Below are 21295 nucleotides of genomic sequence, written 5' to 3'. Positions count from 1 at the left end.
GCTCTCCTGATCTGATATCAGGAGAGCTTTTTCTGCCGGTCCCCCTCTGAGTCGACAGCCGTACGGCCGAGTGATAAAATATGAACGTTATTCGCGAAAGACTGCATCCGCATCGTTCAACACTTCACGGCAGGGCCTCTCTTTCACACGGCGCCGCCTGTTTGGAGGACTTTTTTTGAAGATTACAGGAAACAAACGAAACCGCATGTCTTACAAGAAAAAGCTGTTTTACGTGATAACAGCGCTTTGTTTTATCAGCTCGCTCATTTTTGTCACTCACAACGCTTCTTTTTATGAGCGGCCGATTGCCAAAGTGACGAAAACAACATTGGAACACCAGTCTGACGTACAGGACATGCATAAAAACAAAGATAAGATTTTCACTCAGACGATCACAGCCAGACTTGAAAACGGAAGTCAGAAAGGACAGCTCATTCATTTGTCCAATCAGTATTCTTTATCCGGAGCGAATGATCAGAAATATTCGATTGGCGATGAAGTATTCGTTTCTATTGATAAAGGAAAACCATCAAAGAAAGATATATCGGGAAGCATTATAGATAAAAAACGGGATAAACAGCTTTTGCTGATCGCCTGGATTTTCATCTTCACCTTGCTTATCATCGGCAAAAAACAAGGCTTCTTTTCGATCGTCAGCCTGATGTTTAACGCCGTTTTACTGTCGTTTGCATTAGATTTGTACAGGAAGCATCCTAATATAGGGTTAATTTTCATCTGCGGTATCTGTATTCTCATCTTTACTGTCATCTCATTGCTGCTTGTCAGCGGTTTTCACGCGAAAACATACGCCGCCATAGCCGCGACGCTCGCAGGCACTTTCGTTTCCCTGCTGATTACGTATCTGGTGATGCTGGCAACCGGAGAGAAAGGTCTCAGATATGAGGAAATGCAGTATTTAACCCGCCCTTATCACACGGTGTTCATGGCCGGGGTATTTATCGGATCACTGGGAGCGGTCATGGATGTGGCCATTACCATGACGTCATCTGTCTTCGGATTATATGAAGAAAACAAGGGTATCTCATTACAAGCTCTCAGACGTTCCGGGATGGAGATCGGAAAAGACATCATGGGGGCGATGACCAACATTCTGTTTTTTGCTTATATAAGCGGCTCTATTCCGATGATGCTTTTGTATTTGAAAAATGATTCCCCGATAGGATTCACTCTTTCTATGAACATTTCCTTGGAAATAGCCAGAGCATTGGCCGGAGGGATCGGAATTGTATTAACCATCCCCGCCAGTCTGTATGCTTCTGTCTTTTTTATTAAACGAAAGAAGGCAAGCTCATGAATGTCATCGTAATTCTCGCGGCGATTTTATTTCTATTAATGGTCATCATCGGCGGAAAAAAAGGAGCGAGGTCTTTTATTGCGTTATTCTTAAATTTCGGTGTTCTCTTTCTCACCATTATTTTCATGACAGACCCGCATATCAATCCGATTGTTTTAACATTGCTCTCTTCCTCCGTGATTTGCAGCATTACTCTTTTTTATATTAATGGAGGAAACGTCAAAACCGTAACCGCCTTTATTTCTGCAATGCTGACCATTGCATTGCTGCTGTTTTTTATTATGTCCGTAACAAAACATACTTCGATTCAGGGATTCGGTGAAGAAGAATTGGGGGATATCGGCATATTCACACTGTTTGTCGGGGTGGATTTTGTGAAGGTTACCGCAGCTATGATCATCATGGGCACGATTGGGGCGATTACTGATGTCGCGATTTCCATTACTTCACCCATGCGGGAAATTTACAGTCATAATCCGTCCATGAGCAGAAAAGAACTGTACACATTCGGATTAAGCATCGGGAGAGATATTTTAGGAACGAATACGAATACGTTATTCTTTGCTTTTTTCGGCAGCTATTTGGCTTTAATTATCTGGTTTAAAGACTTATCATACTCAGCTGAAAAAATAGTGAACTCAAAAGTATTCAGTGCGGAAGCCGTCACCATTCTTTGCGCCGGAATCGGGATCGGCATCATCATTCCCGTTACGTCCTGGATCACCGCCTGTTTTTTAGCAAAACCAAATAAACATTAAAAGCTGCCGGGACACGCCCGGCAGCTTTTTTTATCTTATACCCACTTTACAACGTCTTTTGAGGCAGATCTTGTTTTCGGGCGCGGTTCTCTGACACGGTAGCCGAATGCGGCCATGACAGAGATGTCGAAACTTCCGTTTTCCAGAAGCCCTTCTTCTTCAAGAATCCGGTGGATCTCTTTGTAGTTGAAGCCTTCAACAGGGCAGGAATCGATGCCGATCTGCGCAGCGGCTGTCATCATATTGCCGAGGGCGATGTAAGTCTGTTTGGATGCCCAGTCAAACAGCGCGCGATCTGATTCAAGCAGATAGAAATCATTTTTCTGGAAGTCTTCCGTTTTGCTGATATAGCCTTCATACATATCTTCCGGCATTTTTTTGACATCCCGCAAGTGGTTTTTGACATAGTCGGCGTCAAAACGGATATCCTTTGCCGTCCGTGCAAGCAGAAGTACGAAATGGCTTGCGGTCGGCAGCTGCTTTTGCGCCCCCCATGTGAACTCGCGGAGTTTTTCACGAAGCTCCGGATTTTGAACGACGACAAATTTCCAAGGCTCCAAACCGAGTGAGCTTGGGGATAATCTTCCCGTTTCTAAAATGAATTCAAAATCGCTTTCTGAAATTTTTTTCTCAGGATCAAATTCCTTTGTGGCGTGTCTGAATTGATACGCTTCGATGATCTGCTGTTTTTTATCTGACATTCATGATCTCTCCTTTTCATCTCGTTATGTACTATTGTAGCCATTATTTTTGAAAGTACCAGTACGCACATTTTTGTTGGATAGTATTCATTTTGATACTGACAAAAAAACGGGCTGCCGCGGCAGTCCGTTTTTATTTTTCTCTTCTCGCAAAGTCGACGAAACGGAATTTATCGAGCCTGTGCCGGCTTTCCGTATATTGGAAGAGTCTGGTATCCTCCAAAAAGACGCGGTTTTTCACGACCGCCATATGGCTGAACCCGCCGAGATCTAAATACTTCCGGTCTTCCTCCCCCGCCGGCTCCACGACAATTTCCTTTTGCGCGTAGCTGATGGACAGGCCGAGCTCTCCTTCGAGATACTCATAGATCGAATCTTCGCAAATCGCCTTCGTCAATTGAGGCACATGTTTTTTCACAAAATAATCCTTGTCCAAAATAATATGTTCTCCGTCAATCCGTCTTGATCTGACGACTTCCCACACCTTTTCATCCGCTTCTGTACCAAGCTCTTTTGCGGCTTCTGAGGGAGGCAGGATCAGCCCGAGACGGTGAACCTCCGTTCTCGTCTCTTTTCCGAGCGTTTCCGAAAGCTCTTTGAAGCTGATCAGGCCTGAGACGGGAAAGCGCATTTTTTCTCTGTCTAATATGACGGAGCCTTTGCCTTTGATTTTCTGGATGTAGCCGTTTTGCGCCAGCATATTGAGCGCTTTACGGACGGTTTCTCGTGATGTGCCGTATTGATCGCACAAATCATTTTCAGACGGAAGAACGTCTTCAGCCTTCCGCTGGCCGCTTTCAATCTGCCGCACCATATCTTTATAGATTGTGATATATTTATTCACTTTCATTTGACCACCCAGATTAGTGTATCACGCTTTTGTCAGATGATAAACGATCGATTCATACGGACGGAGCGTCAATCGTTCCGGCCGCCCTTCCCTCGGTTCATCATTCGTCAGCAGCACCGTAAACCGCCAGCCGTCCGTGTCTTTAAGCGGAACCGTAAAGTCCGCTTCTTTCCCGTAGAAGTTGTTGATGCACAGCAGTTTTTCATCCTTGCCGTGTCTGACGTACGCTAGAACCGCCGGATCGTCTTCAGCAAGCAGCTCAAACGTTCCTTCAGTCACGATGTCATATTCCTTTCTGAGCTTGATGAGCTTCTGATAATGATAGAAAATTGAATCCGGGTCCCGCAAAGCCGCTTCCGCGTTAACGTCCCGATAATCATCCGCCGCCGGAATCCAAGGCGTTCCTGTCGTGAAACCGCCGTGCGGCCTGCTGTTCCACTGAATGGGGGTTCTTGCATTGTCTCTTGATTTCTCTTTTAAAATGGCGATAATGTCTTTTTCGGGCACACCTTCTTCCTTCATCTTTTTGTAAATATTCAATGATTCGACATCGCGGTATGAGCCGATGTCATCGAATTTCGGATTGCCCATGCCGATCTCTTCACCTTGATAAATGTAAGGCGTGCCCTGCATCATATGAATGGCCGCCGCCAGCATTTTGGCTGATTTCGTCCGGTATACGCCGTCGTCTCCGTATCTGGATACGGCCCGCGGCTGGTCATGGTTGCACCAGAATAATGCGTTCCAGCCTCCGCCTTTTTGCATCTCCGTCTGCCAAAACGCTAAAATCCGTTTCAGCTTCAGAAAATCAAACGGAGCGAGCGCCCATTTTTCACCATTCGGATAATCCACTTTTAAATGGTGAAAGTTAAAAGTCATATCGAGTTCTTTATTCTCAGGGTTTGTGTACCGGATGCAGTGGTCAGCCGTTGTCGAGGACATTTCCCCGACCGTCATGCTGTCATATTTCGAAAACACTTCCCGGTTCATCTCATGGAGAAATTCGTGCACGCGCGGCCCGTCCGTATAATAAGGGCGCCCGTCACGCCCATCCTCGGCATCAGGAAACGATTGGTCTTTAGAAATGAGGTTGATCACATCCAGCCGGAAGCCGTCGATCCCTTTCCGGAACCAAAAATGCATCATGTCGTAAACCTGTTTTCTCATCTCTTCATTTTCCCAGTTCAAATCGGCCTGCGACACATCAAATAAATGCAGATAGTGCTGGCCTGACGCCGGGTCGAGCTCCCAAGCGGAACCGCCGAATTTTGATTCCCAGTTGTTCGGCGCCCGTCCGTCTTCCTTTCCGTCTTTCCAAATGTAAAAATCCCGATACGGACTGTCGGGTGACGAGACCGCTTCTTTGAACCACCGATGCTCGACTGATGTATGGTTTACGACAAGATCCATGACGACCTTGATTCCTCTTTTGTGCGCTTCATCGAGAAGGCGTTCAAAATCCTTCATCGTTCCGTATTCTTCATAAACGGTGCAGTAATCGCGAATGTCATAACCGTTGTCATTCTGCGGCGAATCGTAAATCGGCGTAAGCCAAATGACATCAATCAAAAGCTTCTGCAAATAATCAAGCTTCTCGATAATACCGTTCAGATCACCGATCCCGTTTCCCGTCGTATCTTTAAAGCTCTTCGGATAAATTTGATATACCGCTGCCTTTTTCCACCATGGTGTGCTGTCTGTTTTCATTTTTCTTCACCGCCTGTAATGTTTTGAATTGAAAGGGAAAAGGGACAGCCTGATAGAAGGCGCCCCGCAGGTTTATTATTTTTGCCGTTTCAGCCGCGCATACCCGTATGTTCCCGCAAACGGGAGAATCAGCACGATCAGCATTCCGATCGCAAACGGACCCCAGTACCGGCTCATAATGGAGAAGATCCCCGGCACGCCGCCGACTCCGACCGAGCTTGCGAGAACGCCTTTGACGGAGATGAACATCCCCGCGATTCCCGAACTGATCATGGCGATCACAAACGGAAATTTGTAACGCAGATTCACGCCGAAAATCGCCGGCTCGGTAATGCCCAAATATGCGGAAATGCCGGCCGTCAGTGAAAGCCCCCGCTGTTTTTTATCTTTTGTGATCAGCATCATGGCCAAAGCCGCCGATCCTTGAGCGATATTTGACAATGCGAGCATCGGCCATAAAAATGTGCCGCCGAGCTTTGATCCGATTAATTGAAGATCGACCGCCAGAAACGTATGATGCATCCCCGTGATCACAAGCGCCGAATACAGCCCTCCGTACAGCAGGCCTCCGATGGCGGAGAATTGGCCGAAAACGGCAATCAATCCCGCCGTCAGCGCGTTACCGATCGCAAAGGTAATCGGACCGATGATGACAAAGGATAGAAAACCGATGACCAAAAGCGTCACCGGCGCGACGACTAACAGCTGAATGCCCTCCGGCGTCCGTTTCGTCAAAAAGAGCTCAAGCCTGGCAAGTAAATAAGACGCCAGCAGAATCGGAAGCACCTGACCTTGATACCCGACTTTCTGCACCTCAAGGCCGAACAGGTTCCACACCGGAATATCGCCGCTCTGCTCGGCAGCCCCGTAGCCCCATGCGTTTAACAGATCAGGATGCACCAGCATCAGCCCGAGCACGATGCCCAAAAGCGGGCTTCCTCCGAACCGCTTCACTGCCGACCAGCCGATTAAAGCCGGCAGAAAAGCGAAAGCCGTCCCCGCGATCAGATTAATCATATTGGCGAGATCCGCCCATTGCGGATATACTTGGACAATCGATTTGGCGCTGTAGAAAATGCCTTCCGCCGTTAAAATGTTGTTCAGACCCATTAACAGCCCGGCCGTGACGATCGCCGGCAAGATCGGAATAAAGATGTCCGCAAGCGTTTTCACAGCACGCTGTAAAGGATTCATTTTTTGCGCTGCCGCCTTCTTCACGTCATCCTTGGACGCTTCACCCATCCCCGTTTCCTTCACTAATTCCGCATATACTTTGTTGACCGTCCCCTGCCCGATCACGACTTGAAACTGCCCGTTTACTGCAAAAGATCCTTTGACAATGTCTATTGCATCAAGCATTTTTTGGTTTACTTTGGTTTCATCTATTAACGCAAACCGCAAACGCGTCACACAATGAGTCGCCGCCTCAATATTTTCGATTCCGCCGACAGCTTCAGCGATCTGCCGCGCAGCCCGGTTAAACTCACCCATGCCAACCCCTCCGTAACCGTTTTCATTTCGTCTTGCAAACTTGTATATACATGTTTATGACTCTATTGTAATGATGTATATACATGTCGTCAATCTATTTTTATAGCGCTTTCATCACAAATATACTGCGAAAGACCCTGAAACAAAAAAAGCCCCGCCGGAACCGGGCCTTGACTTCTTGTTTTATCGGGAACATGTCCGGGCGGAATTCACAACAGGAGCACAAAAAGCATACAGTACTGTACAACTAAGTTAAAGAGGTGTGAAGAGATGCCATCCACTGTTATCAACCTGTACTATTTGAAGATTAACAGTATTTCTGGCAACGGATCTATTACGATTGGGGAAGCGGCATACAACAGTCCCACCACAAATAACAAATCACAAGGACTGAACTCTTCATTCGGCGATACGTCACCTATAGAATCGATGATGGAGAACTTGTTAAATGATCCTGATGTCAACGACCAGACAGCCATCGGAACCGCAGATACCGCAAATATTACGCCGGTGCCGCCCATTATAGATTAAAGGGGTTTTTATGAATGCCTTACCAAATTAACGTCGTCAATATAAAAGTAAACGGAGCAACGCAAAACGGAAACGTCGATATCGGTCAGACCGTACAAAACAGCCACACCGCCAACAGCAAATTTGTCGGCGCGAACTTTTCTTTAGGGGATTTTTCGCCGGCCGCCGGATGTTTGAATTCGGGCCATCTTGACCCTGACGTGAGCGACCAAGATCAGATCGCCAACCCGTCAATGCCGATCGCAAATCAAATATAGGGAGGTTCTGCCGAAGTGGATATCGAAAAAATGAGAAAGTGGCTTGAGATTACGAACGAGCACAAGCCCAGCGACTTTTGGACCAATGTCCTGAAACGGAAATCTCCCGAAGATTTTTTCTCCTTACAAAAAAACACCCTGACTTATGATATTTATCAGGATGAACAGCACACATTTGTCATTGTGGAAATGCCCGGCGTTTACGAAGAAGAATTGACATTGAGGCTGCTGTCAAGAACACGGCTGCATATAAGAGGAAACATCACACCCCTTTTTCCAAAGAACATGGGCGTCTGCCAAAACCGGTATTACGGGGAAATCGATGAGACGATTGAGCTTCCTGAACCGGCTGAGCCCCGCCTGTTACAGGCGCAGTGCGTAAACGGCCTGCTCCACATTTCCTACCCGCGCCTTATGGAGCACATTCCTTTTCAGAAAAAAATCTAAAGAGCCGGCTTACGGGCGGCCCAGCCGTCTGTACACTTTCTCCTTATAATGAGAAGATGCGGGTTTTGAGAACATGGCTTTCTCCTCGGTCAGTTTGTCGAGTCTGACTTGTTTTTCCGTCCGTTTGTTCCGCAGGTGATCCCGCTCCTGTTCATTGCGGCACTTGGCGATCAAATAATCGAGCGTCATCAGCTCTTTCTTCAGCGCGCCCTCATCCTCGGCGATCCCGGCGTTTTTTAATATGCGGTAACCCATTCTGAGCGACTCCGGAAGATGTGCGGCATCGTCTTTCGGCAGGGGCTTTCCCATTCCATTGATGCCGGCGAACTCTCCATCCTTAATGGCGCGCTTGATTTTATCTTCAGCCACGATATGGGCAATATCCATCACTGTTCACCTCTTTTTTCAATAGAACCGGGTGTGATCATACGGAAATTCACATCCCAGTTTGTGCCATTTGTGTTTTTTAAAGCTGTCATTCAACAGATGAACCGCCGTTGCGACAGCGTTTTTCGCCCTTTTTCCGATGAGCCTTTTCCACCTTTTCTATTTGCTGGTTTCATGGTATATTGATTACGTTCGTTTTTTCTATCGTTCCGTTTAAACCGTGATCGGAAAAAAGGAGTGTAACAATGAAAACATTTATAAAAGAAAGAGGACTTGCCTTCTTCTTGATAGCGGTCGTGTTATTGTGGGTGAAAACATATGTCGCTTATATTTTAAACTTTAACCTCGGCATAGACAACACGATCCAGAAAATATTGCTTTTTGTGAATCCGCTGAGCTCCAGCTTGTTCTTTCTTGGATTTGGGCTTCTTTTCAAGAAAAAATTACAGCAGACAGCCATTATTGTGATTCATTTTTTATTGTCTTTTTTGCTTTTTGCAAACATCGTCTATTATAGATTCTTTAATGATTTCATTACCATCCCGGTCATGATGCAGGCAAAGACAAACGGCGGCCAGCTCGGAGACAGCGCGTTCTCGTTAATGAGATGGACAGACGCCTTCTACTTCCTGGATACCGTCATTTTGATTATTTTGGCCCTTAAGATGAAAAAACCGGCTGAAAAACCGGCGAAGAAATCATTCAGAATCGTTTTGGCTTCCGCCGTGCTTGTGTTCCTGATCAACCTCGCCGTCGCGGAATCAGACCGTCCTGAGCTTTTGACACGCTCATTTGACCGAAACTATCTGGTGAAATACCTGGGCACGTACAACTTTACGATTTACGATGCCGTGCAGAATGTGAAATCAAACAGCCAGCGCGCGCTTGCCGATTCAAGCGATGTAACGGATGTGGAAAACTATATGAAGGCCAACTATGACGTGCCGAACAACGTCTACTTCGGAAAAGCCGAAGGAAAAAACGTCATCTACGTCTCATTAGAGTCTCTGCAATCCTTTATCATTGACTATAAAATTAACGGCAAGGAAGTGACGCCGTTTTTAAACAAACTGGCGCACGATAATCAAACATTCTACTTTGATAACTTTTTCCACCAAACGGGACAAGGTAAAACATCTGATGCGGAATTTATGATGGAGAACTCTCTGTACCCGCTTTCGCAAGGTTCGGTTTTCGTCAATAAAGCGCAAAACACGCTGCAGTCCGTTCCTGCGATCCTAAAAGGCAAAAAGTACACGTCTGCCGCTTTCCACGGAAATACGCAGACTTTCTGGAACCGTAACGAAATGTACAAAGCGGAAGGCATCGATAAGTTTTTCGATTCCGCTTATTATGACATGAGCGAAGAAAACACGAAAAACTACGGCATGAAAGACAAACCGTATTTCAAAGAATCCATGCCGCTCTTAAAGAGCCTGCCGCAGCCGTTCTATACGAAGTTCATTACGCTGTCCAACCACTTCCCGTTCGGAATGGATAAAGAAGACACGGACTTCCCGGCGGGAGACTTTGGCGATTCAGTCGTCAATAATTACTTCCAGTCCGCGAACTATCTGGATGAATCAATCGAACAGTTCTTTAATGACTTGAAAAAAGACGGCCTGTACGATAAGTCGATTATCGTGATGTACGGAGACCACTACGGCATCTCCGAAAACCATAATAAAGCGATGGCGAAAGTGCTCGGCAAAGATGAGATCACTGAATACGACAATGCCCAGCTTCAGCGGGTGCCGCTCTTTATCCACGCTCCCGGCGTGAAAGGCGGCCGCAATCATAAATTTGCCGGTGAAGTCGATGTTGCGCCGACCGTTCTTCACCTGCTCGGCGTCGATACGAAAGATTATCTCATGTCAGGTTCAGATATCTTATCGAAAGAGCACAGAGAAGTCATTCCGTTCCGTAACGGAGACTTCATCTCACCGAACTATACGAAAGTGTCCGGCAAGTATTACGATACGAAAACCGGAAGACTTTTAGATGATTCAGAAGTCGACAAAAAAGAAGACTCTCTCGTCAAGACTGAGCTTGAAATGTCTGATAAGATCATCAACGGCGATCTGCTTCGTTTCTATCAGCCGAAAGGCTTTAAGAAAGTGGACCCTTCACAATTCGATTATACGAAGCGTGAAGATTCCTCAGCAGATGATCAAAAAGAATAAACAAAAGCCAGATCATATGGGACTGACCCCTGTTTTTGAGACAGGGATCAAAACACCTTCATACAGCCAATTGCCGATATTGTATCGGCGATTGGCTGTTTAGTTTCGTTTGAATACGAATATTGTTATAATAATGAATGTATTCTATGGCAGTGCGTTCTACGATGGTCGTCGTAGTTCGATCAATGCTGTTAAGATAGAACGTTTCAGACTTTAGTGAGGAATGAAACGATTCGATGGAGGCATTATCAGCGGGCGTCCCTTTGCGGGACATGCTCATGGTAATGCCTTTTGTTTTAACAGCTTTCTGATACTCATAAGATGTATAAACAGAACCTTGGTCACTATGTAACACGCAGTTCTCTGGCAGTGCGGGCAGCTGATCAAGTGTGTGTAAGACAAAGTCTGTGTCCTGTCTATCGCCAATTGTAAAAGCAATCACTTCTCCATTGTATAAATCCAATATACTGGAAAGATACAATTGTTTCTGCCCATAAGGCAAATATGTGATATCCGTTACTAGCTTTTCCAGAGGGCGTTCAGACTGAAAGTTTCGATCCAATATATTCTCGGCCACGGCATATGGCTGCCCATCTTTCTTGCGCTTTTTCACCTTAACCCGGCATTGCCACTGATTCTTCTGCATAATGCGCTGAACCGTTTTATGATTCACACGCATTCCCTTTTTTAATATGGCTGTGATTTTCCGATAGCCATATCGAAACTTGTGTTCTCGGCACAACGTGCCGATTTGTTTTTCTAAATGGTATTTAGGGTTATCTTTCATCAGATTCTTCTTCCAACGATAATAAGATGCTCGTGAGATACCTAAATGAATACAGATATCCTGTATGGTCATTGTGCCGCGCAATGCTTCTACAAGCTCGACTGGCGTTTCGCTATCAGCTTCCTTTCCAATTCGTTGCACTTTTTTAAAACTTCATTCTGTTGTCTCAGATAACGATTTTCTGCCTGCAGTTTCTCTAATTCGGAAGAATACTCCGGGCCTTTTCCGTAAGTGTATTGCTTTCCGACAGGCTGTTCGAATCGATGTGTATCCCCAGTCTTATGCCATCTAACCCATGTCTGAACCTGTGTCTTATTCTTAATATTCAATTCCTGCATGATCTCTTTCATAGGCACGCCTGCCAATCTCATTTCTACAGCCTTCTGTTTCACTTCAACCGGATAACTCACTCTTGTCCCCATAGAAAAAACACCTCCAAGTCTAATTTCGGCTAACAATCATCCGTTTTCAAACTTGAAGGTGTTTTTTGTTTGTCTCATCTTATGGGGTCAGTCCCATATCAATGATCTGGCTTTTTTATGTTCAGCTCCCGGCAGCGGCCATAGAGCGCTTTTGCAGGCTGTCGGAAAGAACTGAATAAGCGACGACTTTCTTTTTCTGCTGTTTGACGACATCTACATGATCTTCGTAGCTGTATACAAACACCGTCACATCTTTTTTTCCTTTTCTCGTCTTAATGACAAGCGGATCGGCTCCGTTTTGCGGATGAAGATAACGCTCTTCATCCCCTGGGTATATATAATGCCGTTCGATAAACACGGCATCGTTAAAATCATCAATCACCCGGCGTTTGTCTTCGCCTTCCAGACGTTTTCCGCCGAGGGAAACGGCAGCGGACGCGTCACTGAGCTTTGAATGGGTTTCAAACTTGCGGAGAATCCATTCCACCGCTCCGGTAGGAAGGCATGTCAGCAAAATCTTAATCAGGCTTATGACAACAATTGAAACAACTGCAATCCATGTCACCTTACATCATCTCCATACTTGTTCTACATGAATCTTAACATAGAAGAAAACATTGTTTTTTGTACATTATGTGAAACTTGATATATGTTCAAAAAAATCCGGATCACATAGGTGATCCGGATTTTTCAAGTCTGCTTCTGGTCGTCACGGCTGACGGCTTCTCTCAGCTCTTCCGCGACAAATTCGACGTTCGGCCCGATAATGACCTGCGCCGTTTTATTCCCCGTTTTGATAACCCCTTTTGCTCCCGCTTTTTTAAGCGCCGCCTCATTAATGAGAGACGTATCCTGCACGGTCAGCCTGAGGCGGGTCGCACAGTGATCAATCGTTTCGAGGTTTTGCCTGCCGCCGAGCCCCTTGAGCATGGCATGTTCTTCGACGGAACCGGCCGTATCTTCACTAAGCACTTCTTCCTCTTCCTCATCATCTTCCCGTCCCGGCGTTTTCAAGTTTAACGTTTTGATGAGCATATAGAATACGACAAAATAGATCACCGCATAACAAAGCCCGACAACGAGCAGCAAAAGCGGTTTTTCGGCAATGCCGTAGCTGAGGAGATAATCGATCGCCCCCGCCGAGAATGAAAAACCTGACCTGATTCCGAGAACATTCACGATAAATAAAGAGAACCCGGTTAATATAGCATGAACCCCGTACAAAAGCGGTGATAAAAACATAAATGCAAATTCAATCGGCTCTGTAATTCCGGTAATAAATGCCGTCAGCGCGAGACCGATCATCATTCCGGCCGTCGCTTTGCGCTTACTTGGCTTAGCCGCGGCAATCATTGCCAGACATGCAGCCGGAAGCCCGAACATCATAATCGGGAAGAATCCCGTCATATAAGTTCCCGCCGTCGGATCCTTCGCAAAGAAGCGGGCCAGATCTCCCGTTTTTCCGTGAAAATCGCCAAACTGGAACCAAAAAATATTATTCAGCACATGATGAAGACCGAATGGAATCAGAAGCCGGTTAAAAATCCCGTAAATCCCGGCGCCGATCCCGCCAAGCCCGATCATCCATTCCCCGAAGGACGTAATCACCGACTGAATCGGCGGCCACACAAATCCGAAGATCCCCGCCAAAATAATGGTAATCAGCGCCGTTACAATCGGAACGAGCCTGCGCCCGCTGAAAAACCCGAGATATTCGGGCAGCTTCGTATCCTTAAAGCGATTATACGTGTATCCCGCAATTAACCCCGCGATAATCCCTCCGAAAACGGCCATATTATTTGTCGAATTGATTGATTTTACAGCCGCGTCCAGCATGATATAAGAAATGGCTCCCGACAGAGCGGCGGCCCCGTTGCTGTCTTTGGAAATCCCGATCGCGATTCCGATCGCGAAAATCAGCGGCAGATGATCAAATACCGCGGTCCCCGCCGCGTAAATGAACGGAATATTTAATAAGTCCTCTCTGCCGATGGCCAAAATAATACCAACGGCGGGCAGAACGGCAATCGGAAGCATAAATGATTTTCCGAGTTTTTGCAAAAATTGAAGCATTTTACCCATCCCCCTTCTTTTTTCTTAAATATACCACATAAGTTATCTAGTGATCTATACCAATTTTCCTTCATTTATTCACATAAGGCTTGTTGGTTTTCTATTTATAAACCAGTTGTGGTAAGCTTGAATCAGATGATTAAAAATAGAAAGCGGGAATGACAATGATTGTAACGAACGATCAAGAATTAGAAGGCCTTAAAAAAATCGGCAGAATCGTCGCGCTGGCGCGTGAAGAAATGAAGAAAAAAGCCGAGCCCGGCATGAGCACGAAAGATCTTGACCTGATCGGAAAGGCTGTGCTTGACGAGCACGGAGCCGCTTCCGCTCCGGAGAAGGAATACGATTTCCCGGGCGTGACATGCATCAGCGTAAATGACGAAGTCGCTCACGGCATTCCGAGCGCCTCTAAAATCTTAAAAGCCGGAGATCTTGTAAATATCGATATTTCGGCGGAGTTCGGCGGTTTTTATTCCGATACGGGCATTTCATTTGTGCTCGGAGAAGGCGATGAACGTCTGCAAAAGCTTTGTAACTGCGCAGCATCCGCATTTCAGAAAGGATTGGATCAGGCAAAAGCCGGCAAACGCCAAAATCAGATCGGCAGAGCCGTCTACCATGAAGCCCGCTCCAACGGATTTACCGTCATTAAAACGCTGACGGGCCACGGAATCGGCAGAAACCTCCATGAAGCGCCGAACCACATCATGAATTACTACGATCCGTTTGATAACGCGCTGTTTAAAAACGGAACCGTGATCGCGCTTGAGCCGTTTATTTCCACGAAAGCGGAAACGATTGTTGAAACGGGAGACGGCTGGACGTATAAAACGCCGGATAAAAGCCTTGTCGCCCAAGTGGAACACACCATCGTGATCACAAAAGACAAACCGATTATTTTAACTGCATTGTAATGTTTCATCTCCCTCCCAAACAGGTATACAACAACTAACCCGAAGGAGGGAGACGCATGAAAAAAGATAAAGAAAAAATCAAAATCGAAAACGAAATACACGCCATGCACGGCGTAACGAAACAGCAGATTTTAGAGGATTTCGAGGAATTTAAGGCGTACCTTCATCAGAAAATTTCCGCCGGAAAAAAACTGGGTCTGGATGACAGCAAAATCATTAAAAGCGCCGCCATCCTCGGGGACTATCTCGCCAAACACGAGGAGCCCCGCAATGCGGAAGAAAAACTCTTACAAGAACTGTGGGACATTGCGGATGACAATGAAAAACAGCATTTGGCCCAGCTTCTCGTCAAACTTGCCGGACACTGATACAGTGCCCGGCTTTTTTATGCTCCGTTATAAGAGTTGTGCTACACTGGACATATGTCTGTGAAAGGAGCCATTTTTCAACATGTGGTTTATTATCTTCGGGTTTATTTTCTTTATTGAAAGCATCATTCTCACCGTTTACGGAGTGAAGAAAAAGAAGGGGATGCTGATTTATTTCGGCGTCGTTTTCGGAATCATGACACTCGGAACGGTGCTGTTAAAATTAACCGGCCATTAAGCATGAAAAGACCGCCCTTTACATATATATGTAAGAAAGCTTTACATCTCTGAATCGAAAGGCTCAGTTTTTGCGTTATCCCTTTTCAGCGTCTTTTTATAGATGTTACAATGCCAAAAGTTTGGCAAAAACTGAAGAAACTCTCCCCAGGGGAGAAAGGAGTTTTCTGACATGCATTATGGCAGTAAAGGCTGGTATGTAGAAGAGTTAAAGAAAAAAGGAATTACCCACTATGAAGGAAGAAAGCTTCAAAGCTTCAAAAAGTACTTCCTTGCCAATCTGCTGGAAACAAAGAAACAAGCATAACGTAAATCAGCCGTGCTGTCAGTGCAGCACGGCTTTTTTTCTATACATTAGTGAGCCTGTCCCTATTTTTAAGGAAGGACTCCCTCCAGCTTTCTGACAGCGCTTCTTCCCGCAGTATTTCTTCAATCGCTGACAGATTGCCTGAATCACGGTATTTCACTTCGTTCGCATACCAGACGGAAATGCTTTCTTTGCCTCTCGACAGACGCTTGAGGACGGGACGCGGATCGACATATCCTTCTTCAAGCACCCTGAAATAAAAGCCGGTAAATCCCGTCTGCTGTACACGGAGCACCATATCTTTGATGCCATATTTGAGCGCGAGTTTGACGCAGGGCTGGCGCGGCTGGCTTACTTGAACGACGGCTTCCCCCAGCTGAAAGACGTCGCCGATCCACACGTCTTGTTCGGCCAGTCCTTTGACCGTTACATTCTCTCCGAACGCGGCGGCGGGAAGTTTTCTCGCGAGCGTTGTTTCCCAATATGAATAATGCTCGGCGGGATACACGCACACCGCTTTATCGGGACCTCCGTGATGCTTCAGATCAGCCTGCCCGTCCCCGTCAAAATGGGTTTTATACAGCATGACGGGAGAATCTGCGGGCCGCTTGATGATGCCGGAATTGATTTGTCTGCCGGCAAATTCATGAATCGCGGGCTTTCCGAGATTGATAGATAAGACAGAATAGTCTTGCGTCACCTCGTTCACATCCTTTGCGAAATATCCTATCTTTCCTTTATCATAGTAAGAAAAAGGTGGTTTTTCCATGCTTCAGTATCATATGATTGCAGACGGCCGGGTTCAGGGCGTAGGTTTTCGCTACTTCGTCCAGATGGAAGCCGACAGACATAAGATAGCCGGCTGGGTAAAAAACCGTGATGACGGCCGGGTGGAAATCCTTGCCGAAGGCCCTGAAGAGTCGTTAAAACAATTTGCCGAAGCGGTCAGAAAAGGCAGCCCCTTCTCAAATGTCACAAACGTAACCATCGAAGAATCACACCGTCTGAAAGGGTACCGCACCTTTTCCATCAGTTACTGATAAGGCTTGTCCTGATAAAAATAATTCGGCTTCACAATCGTATCGTCATATGATTTATGGAAAATGTGGGTGGAAGCCGGCGAGATCGGCGGAATCAGCCAGGTCCAGTCGCCCGTCAGCTTTCTGCCCGCGTCTTGTTCCTGTTCTTCAAAGCGCTTAAATTGATTCGCCGCCGTATGGTGATCGACAATGCTGACACCGTGTTTTTTGTATGAATAGAGCACTGCCTTATTCAGTTCCACCAGCACCTGATCTTTCCACAGGTCGGTATTCAGGCTGGCGGAAATCCCCATGACCGAAGCGGCTTTTTTGAGCATATCATACCGCTTTTCGTCAGCAAGATTCCTTGCGCCGATTTCGGTTCCCATATACCATCCGTTAAAAGGCGCCGCGTTGTACGACAGTCCGCCGATTTCAAGCCTCATATCGGCGATAATCGGAACCCCGTACCATCTGAGATTTAAATCGGCAAACTCTTCAATATCCGGATGGGTGATCGGCACTTCTTTCACGAGCGTCTGAGGCAGGTCATACCAGACCGGCTGCCCGTCCCCTTTCATCCGGAAAAGCAGCGGCAGAATATCAAAATCGGTCCGCTTTCCGCGCCAGCCGAGTTTTTCGCAGACAGCCGTCAGCTCATATGATGCCGGATCACCGACTCTTCCTTTTTCAGTCTCATATCCCGCATAGCGGATGAGCTGGTGATTCCAGATTTCCACTTGTTTCTCCCCGTTCTTCTCAGGAGGGAAAATCGTAATCGTCGGTTTAATTTTTCCGCCGTTCGTGGCGATTTCAATATGTTCAAATAATGCGTCACGCACCTCTTCTTTCGTGTTCACATTGCGCCGGTCAATGACGTTCAGCGATTGCCAGAACAGACGCCCGATACAGCGGTTGCTGTTGCGCCACGCCATTTTCGCCCCGTGTTCAAGCTCTTCCGCCGTATGGACGTAACTTCCCGTCCGCTCTATCTCATCTTTTATCGCGTGCAGTCGCGCGTTGATTTGCGATTCCATTCCGAGTTCCCGATAGCAGACATCAATAAAATCCTTCGCCTCATCCCAAAGTATTTCCGTATGTTTCAAAAAACTCTCTCCTTCAATTTACATCTGTTTCCCATTGTATCGTTTTTAGGTGTGAACACAATGGTTTTTTTGTATCATACTGGAAACTGCAAAGAAAAAACACCTGTGATTTTCGCAGGTGTTTCACAAAACGGAATGCAGTTTTTCAGCCAGTGTAAGCAAATCCTCACGGTAGTTTTTTCCCGTCATCGGAATTCCGTGACCCGTCAAAAGCGCTTCCGGCTCCAGTTCCGCCAGTTTCTGAACGGATGCGGCCGCCGTCTGCGTATCCGCTGTAAAATAGGCGGGCGGCCCGTGAAGCTCTTGCTTTTGAATGACAACGTCCGCAAGCGATTCCTGTTCAACAGTGATCACGGCATCACCGGCAAGCAGCACGCGGTCTTTATCCCGGAATAATGAAATATGGCCGGGTGTGTGGCCGGGCGTATGCACCCATCTCCATTCCTCAAGAAACGGAACGGTACCGTCTGAAGGCAGTGCCTGAACGGACGGAATGCGGATCGTATGGCGCGGAAACAGCGGTGACAGCTTTGCGACAAGCCCTTTTTTCGCATCGGGCCTGGCAGGCGGATAATCCGCTTTCCCCGTGACGTACGGGAGCTCCTTTTCATGAATGTAAACCGGCACATCCCAAAGCTCAAGCAGTTCTTCAATCGCACCGACATGATCAAAATGACCGTGTGTCAAAATGACCGCCTTCAGCTCATACCCCTCTTTGAATCGGCGTTTCATTTCTTCTGTTATCATCTCCGCCGATTGAGGCATTCCCGCGTCAACCAGAATGATTTCCCGCGGAGCTGAGGGATTTTCGATAAAGTAAACATTCGCAATCTGCACGGTCAGTCCGTAAACGCCGTCCGCCGCTTTAAAACCGGCACCGCTTCTCACTGAAAAAAGCGGCATAAACGGATCACTCATCATGGCACCTCCTCTGATGCCTTTAGTGTGCGACGAACCGGGTGTTTTATGTTAAAAAATCGTGATTGCGCCGATGATGAGCGCAAAGGCCGTCATGACGATAACGGCAAGAACCGCCCATTTCATCGCAAATTTCTGGTGTTCATCAATGGTGACCCCGGCAAGCCCGACTAATAAATGCGTCGACGGCACGAGCGGGCTTAACATATGAATCGGCTGGCCGATAATCGAAGCGCGGGCGATTTCCACCTTATCTACACCGTACGCCACGGCGGTCTCGGATAAAATGGGCAGCACGCCGTAAAAATAGGCGTCATTAGGCATCAGAAACGTAAAGATACCGCTCGTTAAGGCAACAATCGCCGGAATAAATCCCCCCATCTGTTCCGGAATAAGCGATACGAGGGAAATGGCCATCTCATCGACCATCTTCGTCCCCGTTAAAATTCCGGTAAACACGCCTGCGGCAAAAATCATCGAACCGATCGCAAGCACATTGCTCGAATGGGCTGAAATACGCTCCCTTTGATCGTTAAGCTTCGGATAGTTGACAATCAGCGCGATACAAAACGCAATGATGAACAGCACGGTTAAATTCACTTTTCCTGACACTAAAAATCCCACTAAAGAAAGCGTTAACATTAAATTGAACCACCACAGTTTCGGCCGCTTCCATTCATCTTCCGCAGCCGCAGCCGTTTCATTTGTATGGGACGGCTGCTTTAATTCGATCACCCCGAGCCGTTTCCTTTCCATCCTTCCGAGTACATAAGCGACCACAATCATACACACCATTCCGCTCGCAATGACAGGCAGCATCGGCCCCGTCAGCTCTGCCGGGTCAACGCCGAGCGCACTCGCCGCACGCGGCGTCGCGCCGCCCCATGGTATCGTGTTCATGATACCCATGCCGACACCGGCGATTCCCGCTAAAATAATCGGACGGATTCCGAGCATGATATACAAAGGCAGCATTGCGCTTGTCGTAATCATATACGTCGTCGAGCCGTCTCCGTCCAGTGCGACAAGCATGGTCAAAACGGCTGTTCCGACTACAATTTTGAGCGGGTCGCCTTTAACCAGCTTTAAAATACGCGACACCATCGGATCAAATAAACCGGTATCAATCATAATGCCGAAATAAAGAATCGCAAACATAATCATCACTGCGATAGGCGCCACCTGTTCAATACCGGAGATCATCATCTCGCCGACCCGGTTAAAAGAAAACCCGGCAATCAGCGCAAACACGATCGGCGTTAATACGAGCGCCGTTAACACTGAAAGCCGTTTTGTCATAATCAGCACCATAAAAACAAGCATCATAAGAAAGCCTAAGATTGCTAACACAGTATGTCCCCCTTATTATGAATACGCTTACATTTTAAAGGCCCGATCCCCTTTATCCGCCTTTTTGCTATCTTATGAGAATTGGATATTGAAGTAAATATTTTGGATTTTAAAGATTTTTAATTTTTTATAACCTTTTCGTTCATTTTGTTCATTTATAAATCAAAAGCCTTCCGCAAATATGCGGAAGGCTTATTTTTCGCTGCTCATCATCTCTTTATAGAACTCGGTCTGCTCTTCTAAAAAGCGTTTTGCGCCGCTGCTGTTTTTATAAAAGCTCTCCCAATCCCGTTTTTTCAACATTTGCTTCCACTCCGCGGATGAAGTAATCTGTTTCAAAGCCTGATCCCAATAGGCGATCTCGCCTTCGGTCATGTCTTTCGGCCCCATGATGCCTCTCCAGTGCGCAAAGACAAACGGCACCCCCTGCTCTTTCCATGTCGGCACATCGCTGAAGCCGGAGAGCCTTTTGTCAGACGTAACGGCCGCCAATGTGATTTTCCCTTTCCGATAGGCGTCTCTCGCTTCTGAAATGGTCATTGAGGCGGCGTCTATCTCGTGACTGATAAGAGCTTCAATGACTTCATTGCTGCTTCCGTATTGAAAAAAGCGGATATCAAACGGAGAAATTCCGGCCATTTCCGCCGCTCTCGCAAAGGAGAGCTGGTCATCATTTCCGAGGCCGGGCGCAAATCCGATTTTTATGCCGCCCGGATTTGCTTTAATATCGCCGAGCAGCCGCTTTCCGCTTTTTATCTTTGAATCCTTCGGAAGAGCGACGGTCTGCCACTCTTTTGCGATAATGGCCAAAGGCGTAAAATCAGCTGCCTTCAGCCGGCTTTGTCCCAAAATTTCATTGCTTAACAGCAGGCTTGAATTCATACTGATGACATCCGTTTTTCGTTCGTTTACATATTTCCAGCCGCTGTCTCCGCCTCCGCCGGGTTTATAGATGATCTTTACGGGCCGGCCTAATATTTGCTTCCGCTCTATTACCGATTGCAAAGCTTTTGCCGTTACGTCCCAGCCCCCTTGAGGCGCTGCCGGGACGACAATTTCAACCGGCCCTTCAGCTGAGCGGAAGCCCTCCATCTGCCGTCCGTCAAAAGAAACCAGCGCCGCCAGCATGACAAGAAGCACTCCCAACCGCTTCATTTCTCCCATCCC

The 21295-nt window shown here is 46.9% G+C and carries 24 protein-coding genes; 11 read left to right on the top strand and 13 right to left on the bottom strand.

The features are described 5' to 3' along the window. The first annotated feature begins 175 nt into the window (after positions 1–175). Positions 176–1315 (top strand): YibE/F family protein, encoded by a 1140-nt coding sequence (locus U2H13_RS04105; RefSeq protein ID WP_376700687.1) that lies wholly within the window; start codon positions 176–178, stop codon positions 1313–1315. Then, complete coding sequence (locus tag U2H13_RS04100) at positions 1312–2073, top strand: YibE/F family protein (protein ID WP_376700686.1); 762 nt, start codon at positions 1312–1314, stop codon at positions 2071–2073. The genes U2H13_RS04105 and U2H13_RS04100 overlap by 4 nt, the downstream gene beginning before the upstream one ends. Positions 2074–2108: 35 nt before the next feature. Here U2H13_RS04100 and U2H13_RS04095 read toward each other — a convergent pair whose 3' ends face one another. From U2H13_RS04095 to treP, 4 genes are all read right to left on the bottom strand, one after another. Next, positions 2109–2774: an NAD(P)H-dependent oxidoreductase gene (locus U2H13_RS04095; protein WP_376700685.1), complete on the bottom strand. Its 666-nt coding sequence runs from the start codon at positions 2772–2774 to the stop codon at positions 2109–2111. A 133-nt stretch (positions 2775–2907) separates the two neighbouring features. Beyond that, positions 2908–3624, bottom strand: a complete 717-nt coding sequence (gene treR, locus U2H13_RS04090) for a trehalose operon repressor (protein WP_121984632.1) — start codon at positions 3622–3624, stop codon at positions 2908–2910. A gap of 21 nt (positions 3625–3645) precedes the next feature. Next, positions 3646–5331 (bottom strand): alpha,alpha-phosphotrehalase, encoded by a 1686-nt coding sequence (gene treC, locus U2H13_RS04085; RefSeq protein ID WP_060674533.1) that lies wholly within the window; start codon positions 5329–5331, stop codon positions 3646–3648. A gap of 75 nt (positions 5332–5406) precedes the next feature. Next, positions 5407–6822 (bottom strand): PTS system trehalose-specific EIIBC component, encoded by a 1416-nt coding sequence (gene treP / locus U2H13_RS04080; protein WP_025284416.1) that lies wholly within the window; start codon positions 6820–6822, stop codon positions 5407–5409. A gap of 270 nt (positions 6823–7092) precedes the next feature. On the opposite strand from treP, the gene U2H13_RS04075 reads away from it, so the two are divergent. Genes U2H13_RS04075 through U2H13_RS04065 form a run of 3 tightly spaced genes read left to right on the top strand, consistent with a single transcriptional unit; the run spans position 7093 to position 8057 of the window. After that, positions 7093–7353: a spore germination protein gene (locus U2H13_RS04075; protein WP_007408496.1), complete on the top strand. Its 261-nt coding sequence runs from the start codon at positions 7093–7095 to the stop codon at positions 7351–7353. A 14-nt stretch (positions 7354–7367) separates the two neighbouring features. Then, positions 7368–7610, top strand: coding sequence for a spore germination protein (locus U2H13_RS04070; RefSeq protein ID WP_003155595.1), 243 nt, complete (start codon positions 7368–7370; stop codon positions 7608–7610). A 15-nt stretch (positions 7611–7625) separates the two neighbouring features. After that, positions 7626–8057 carry an Hsp20/alpha crystallin family protein gene (locus U2H13_RS04065; protein ID WP_017419105.1) on the top strand — a complete coding sequence of 144 codons (432 nt, stop codon included), beginning with the start codon at positions 7626–7628 and terminating at the stop codon, positions 8055–8057. A 9-nt stretch (positions 8058–8066) separates the two neighbouring features. On the opposite strand, the gene U2H13_RS04060 is transcribed toward U2H13_RS04065, so the two are convergent. Continuing rightward, positions 8067–8444 (bottom strand): DUF1992 domain-containing protein, encoded by a 378-nt coding sequence (locus U2H13_RS04060; RefSeq protein ID WP_003155597.1) that lies wholly within the window; start codon positions 8442–8444, stop codon positions 8067–8069. 245 nt (positions 8445–8689) lie between these two features. Between U2H13_RS04060 and U2H13_RS04055 the strand changes: the two genes are divergently transcribed. After that, entirely contained in the window at positions 8690–10627 is a 1938-nt protein-coding gene (locus U2H13_RS04055; RefSeq protein WP_017419102.1) for an LTA synthase family protein, read from the top strand. Between the two features lie 58 nt (positions 10628–10685). Here the strand turns inward: U2H13_RS04055 and U2H13_RS04050 are convergent. From U2H13_RS04050 to nagE, 3 genes are all read right to left on the bottom strand, one after another. Further along, positions 10686–11836, bottom strand: a protein-coding gene (locus tag U2H13_RS04050) for an IS3 family transposase (protein WP_099721935.1) whose coding sequence is annotated in 2 segments (ribosomal slippage) — positions 10686–11563 and positions 11563–11836 — 1152 coding nt in all. Because the reading frame shifts where the segments join, the coding sequence is not laid out codon by codon here. Positions 11837–11957: 121 nt separating this feature from the next. Further along, positions 11958–12401: a YfmQ family protein gene (locus U2H13_RS04045; RefSeq protein WP_017419101.1), complete on the bottom strand. Its 444-nt coding sequence runs from the start codon at positions 12399–12401 to the stop codon at positions 11958–11960. 125 nt (positions 12402–12526) lie between these two features. Beyond that, positions 12527–13909, bottom strand: a complete 1383-nt coding sequence (gene nagE / locus U2H13_RS04040; RefSeq protein WP_017419100.1) for an N-acetylglucosamine-specific PTS transporter subunit IIBC — start codon at positions 13907–13909, stop codon at positions 12527–12529. A gap of 164 nt (positions 13910–14073) precedes the next feature. On the opposite strand from nagE, the gene map reads away from it, so the two are divergent. The 4 genes from map (at position 14074) to U2H13_RS04020 (ending at position 15735) form a co-directional block, all read left to right on the top strand. Continuing rightward, positions 14074–14823, top strand: coding sequence for a type I methionyl aminopeptidase (gene map / locus U2H13_RS04035; RefSeq protein WP_029974066.1), 750 nt, complete (start codon positions 14074–14076; stop codon positions 14821–14823). 56 nt (positions 14824–14879) lie between these two features. Further along, positions 14880–15191 carry a DUF3243 domain-containing protein gene (locus U2H13_RS04030; RefSeq protein WP_003155607.1) on the top strand — a complete coding sequence of 104 codons (312 nt, stop codon included), beginning with the start codon at positions 14880–14882 and terminating at the stop codon, positions 15189–15191. An 82-nt stretch (positions 15192–15273) separates the two neighbouring features. Beyond that, positions 15274–15429 carry a hypothetical protein gene (locus U2H13_RS04025; RefSeq protein ID WP_003155608.1) on the top strand — a complete coding sequence of 52 codons (156 nt, stop codon included), beginning with the start codon at positions 15274–15276 and terminating at the stop codon, positions 15427–15429. A gap of 171 nt (positions 15430–15600) precedes the next feature. After that, complete coding sequence (locus U2H13_RS04020; RefSeq protein ID WP_003155609.1) at positions 15601–15735, top strand: YflJ family protein; 135 nt, start codon at positions 15601–15603, stop codon at positions 15733–15735. A 40-nt stretch (positions 15736–15775) separates the two neighbouring features. Here the strand turns inward: U2H13_RS04020 and U2H13_RS04015 are convergent, their stop codons facing one another. Continuing rightward, complete coding sequence (locus tag U2H13_RS04015) at positions 15776–16435, bottom strand: MOSC domain-containing protein (RefSeq protein ID WP_376700684.1); 660 nt, start codon at positions 16433–16435, stop codon at positions 15776–15778. Positions 16436–16502: 67 nt separating this feature from the next. Here U2H13_RS04015 and U2H13_RS04010 point away from each other — a divergent pair, with 67 nt between their 5' ends. Further along, a complete protein-coding gene (locus U2H13_RS04010; RefSeq protein ID WP_003155611.1) occupies positions 16503–16775 on the top strand; it encodes an acylphosphatase in 273 nt (90 codons plus the stop codon). On the opposite strand, the gene nosA is transcribed toward U2H13_RS04010, so the two are convergent. From nosA to U2H13_RS03990, 4 genes are all read right to left on the bottom strand, one after another. Then, on the bottom strand, positions 16769–17860 hold the full coding sequence (gene nosA, locus U2H13_RS04005; RefSeq protein WP_015417020.1) for a nitric oxide synthase: 1092 nt from the start codon (positions 17858–17860) through the stop codon (positions 16769–16771). The two genes, U2H13_RS04010 and nosA, sit on opposite strands and share 7 nt — an antisense overlap. A 123-nt stretch (positions 17861–17983) precedes the next feature. Continuing rightward, positions 17984–18778, bottom strand: a complete 795-nt coding sequence (locus tag U2H13_RS04000; protein ID WP_031378875.1) for an MBL fold metallo-hydrolase — start codon at positions 18776–18778, stop codon at positions 17984–17986. A 51-nt stretch (positions 18779–18829) separates the two neighbouring features. Then, entirely contained in the window at positions 18830–20128 is a 1299-nt protein-coding gene (locus tag U2H13_RS03995) for a citrate:proton symporter (protein WP_121984630.1), read from the bottom strand. 192 nt (positions 20129–20320) lie between these two features. Then, positions 20321–21283: a tripartite tricarboxylate transporter substrate binding protein gene (locus tag U2H13_RS03990; RefSeq protein ID WP_032868872.1), complete on the bottom strand. Its 963-nt coding sequence runs from the start codon at positions 21281–21283 to the stop codon at positions 20321–20323. Positions 21284–21295: the final 12 nt, after the last annotated feature.

The sequence above is a fragment of the Bacillus sp. A1 genome, assembly GCF_042296235.1.
In the GTDB taxonomy this organism is placed as follows: Bacteria; Bacillota; Bacilli; order Bacillales; family Bacillaceae; genus Bacillus; species Bacillus velezensis.
This window is presented reverse-complemented; position numbering and strand designations above follow the sequence as displayed.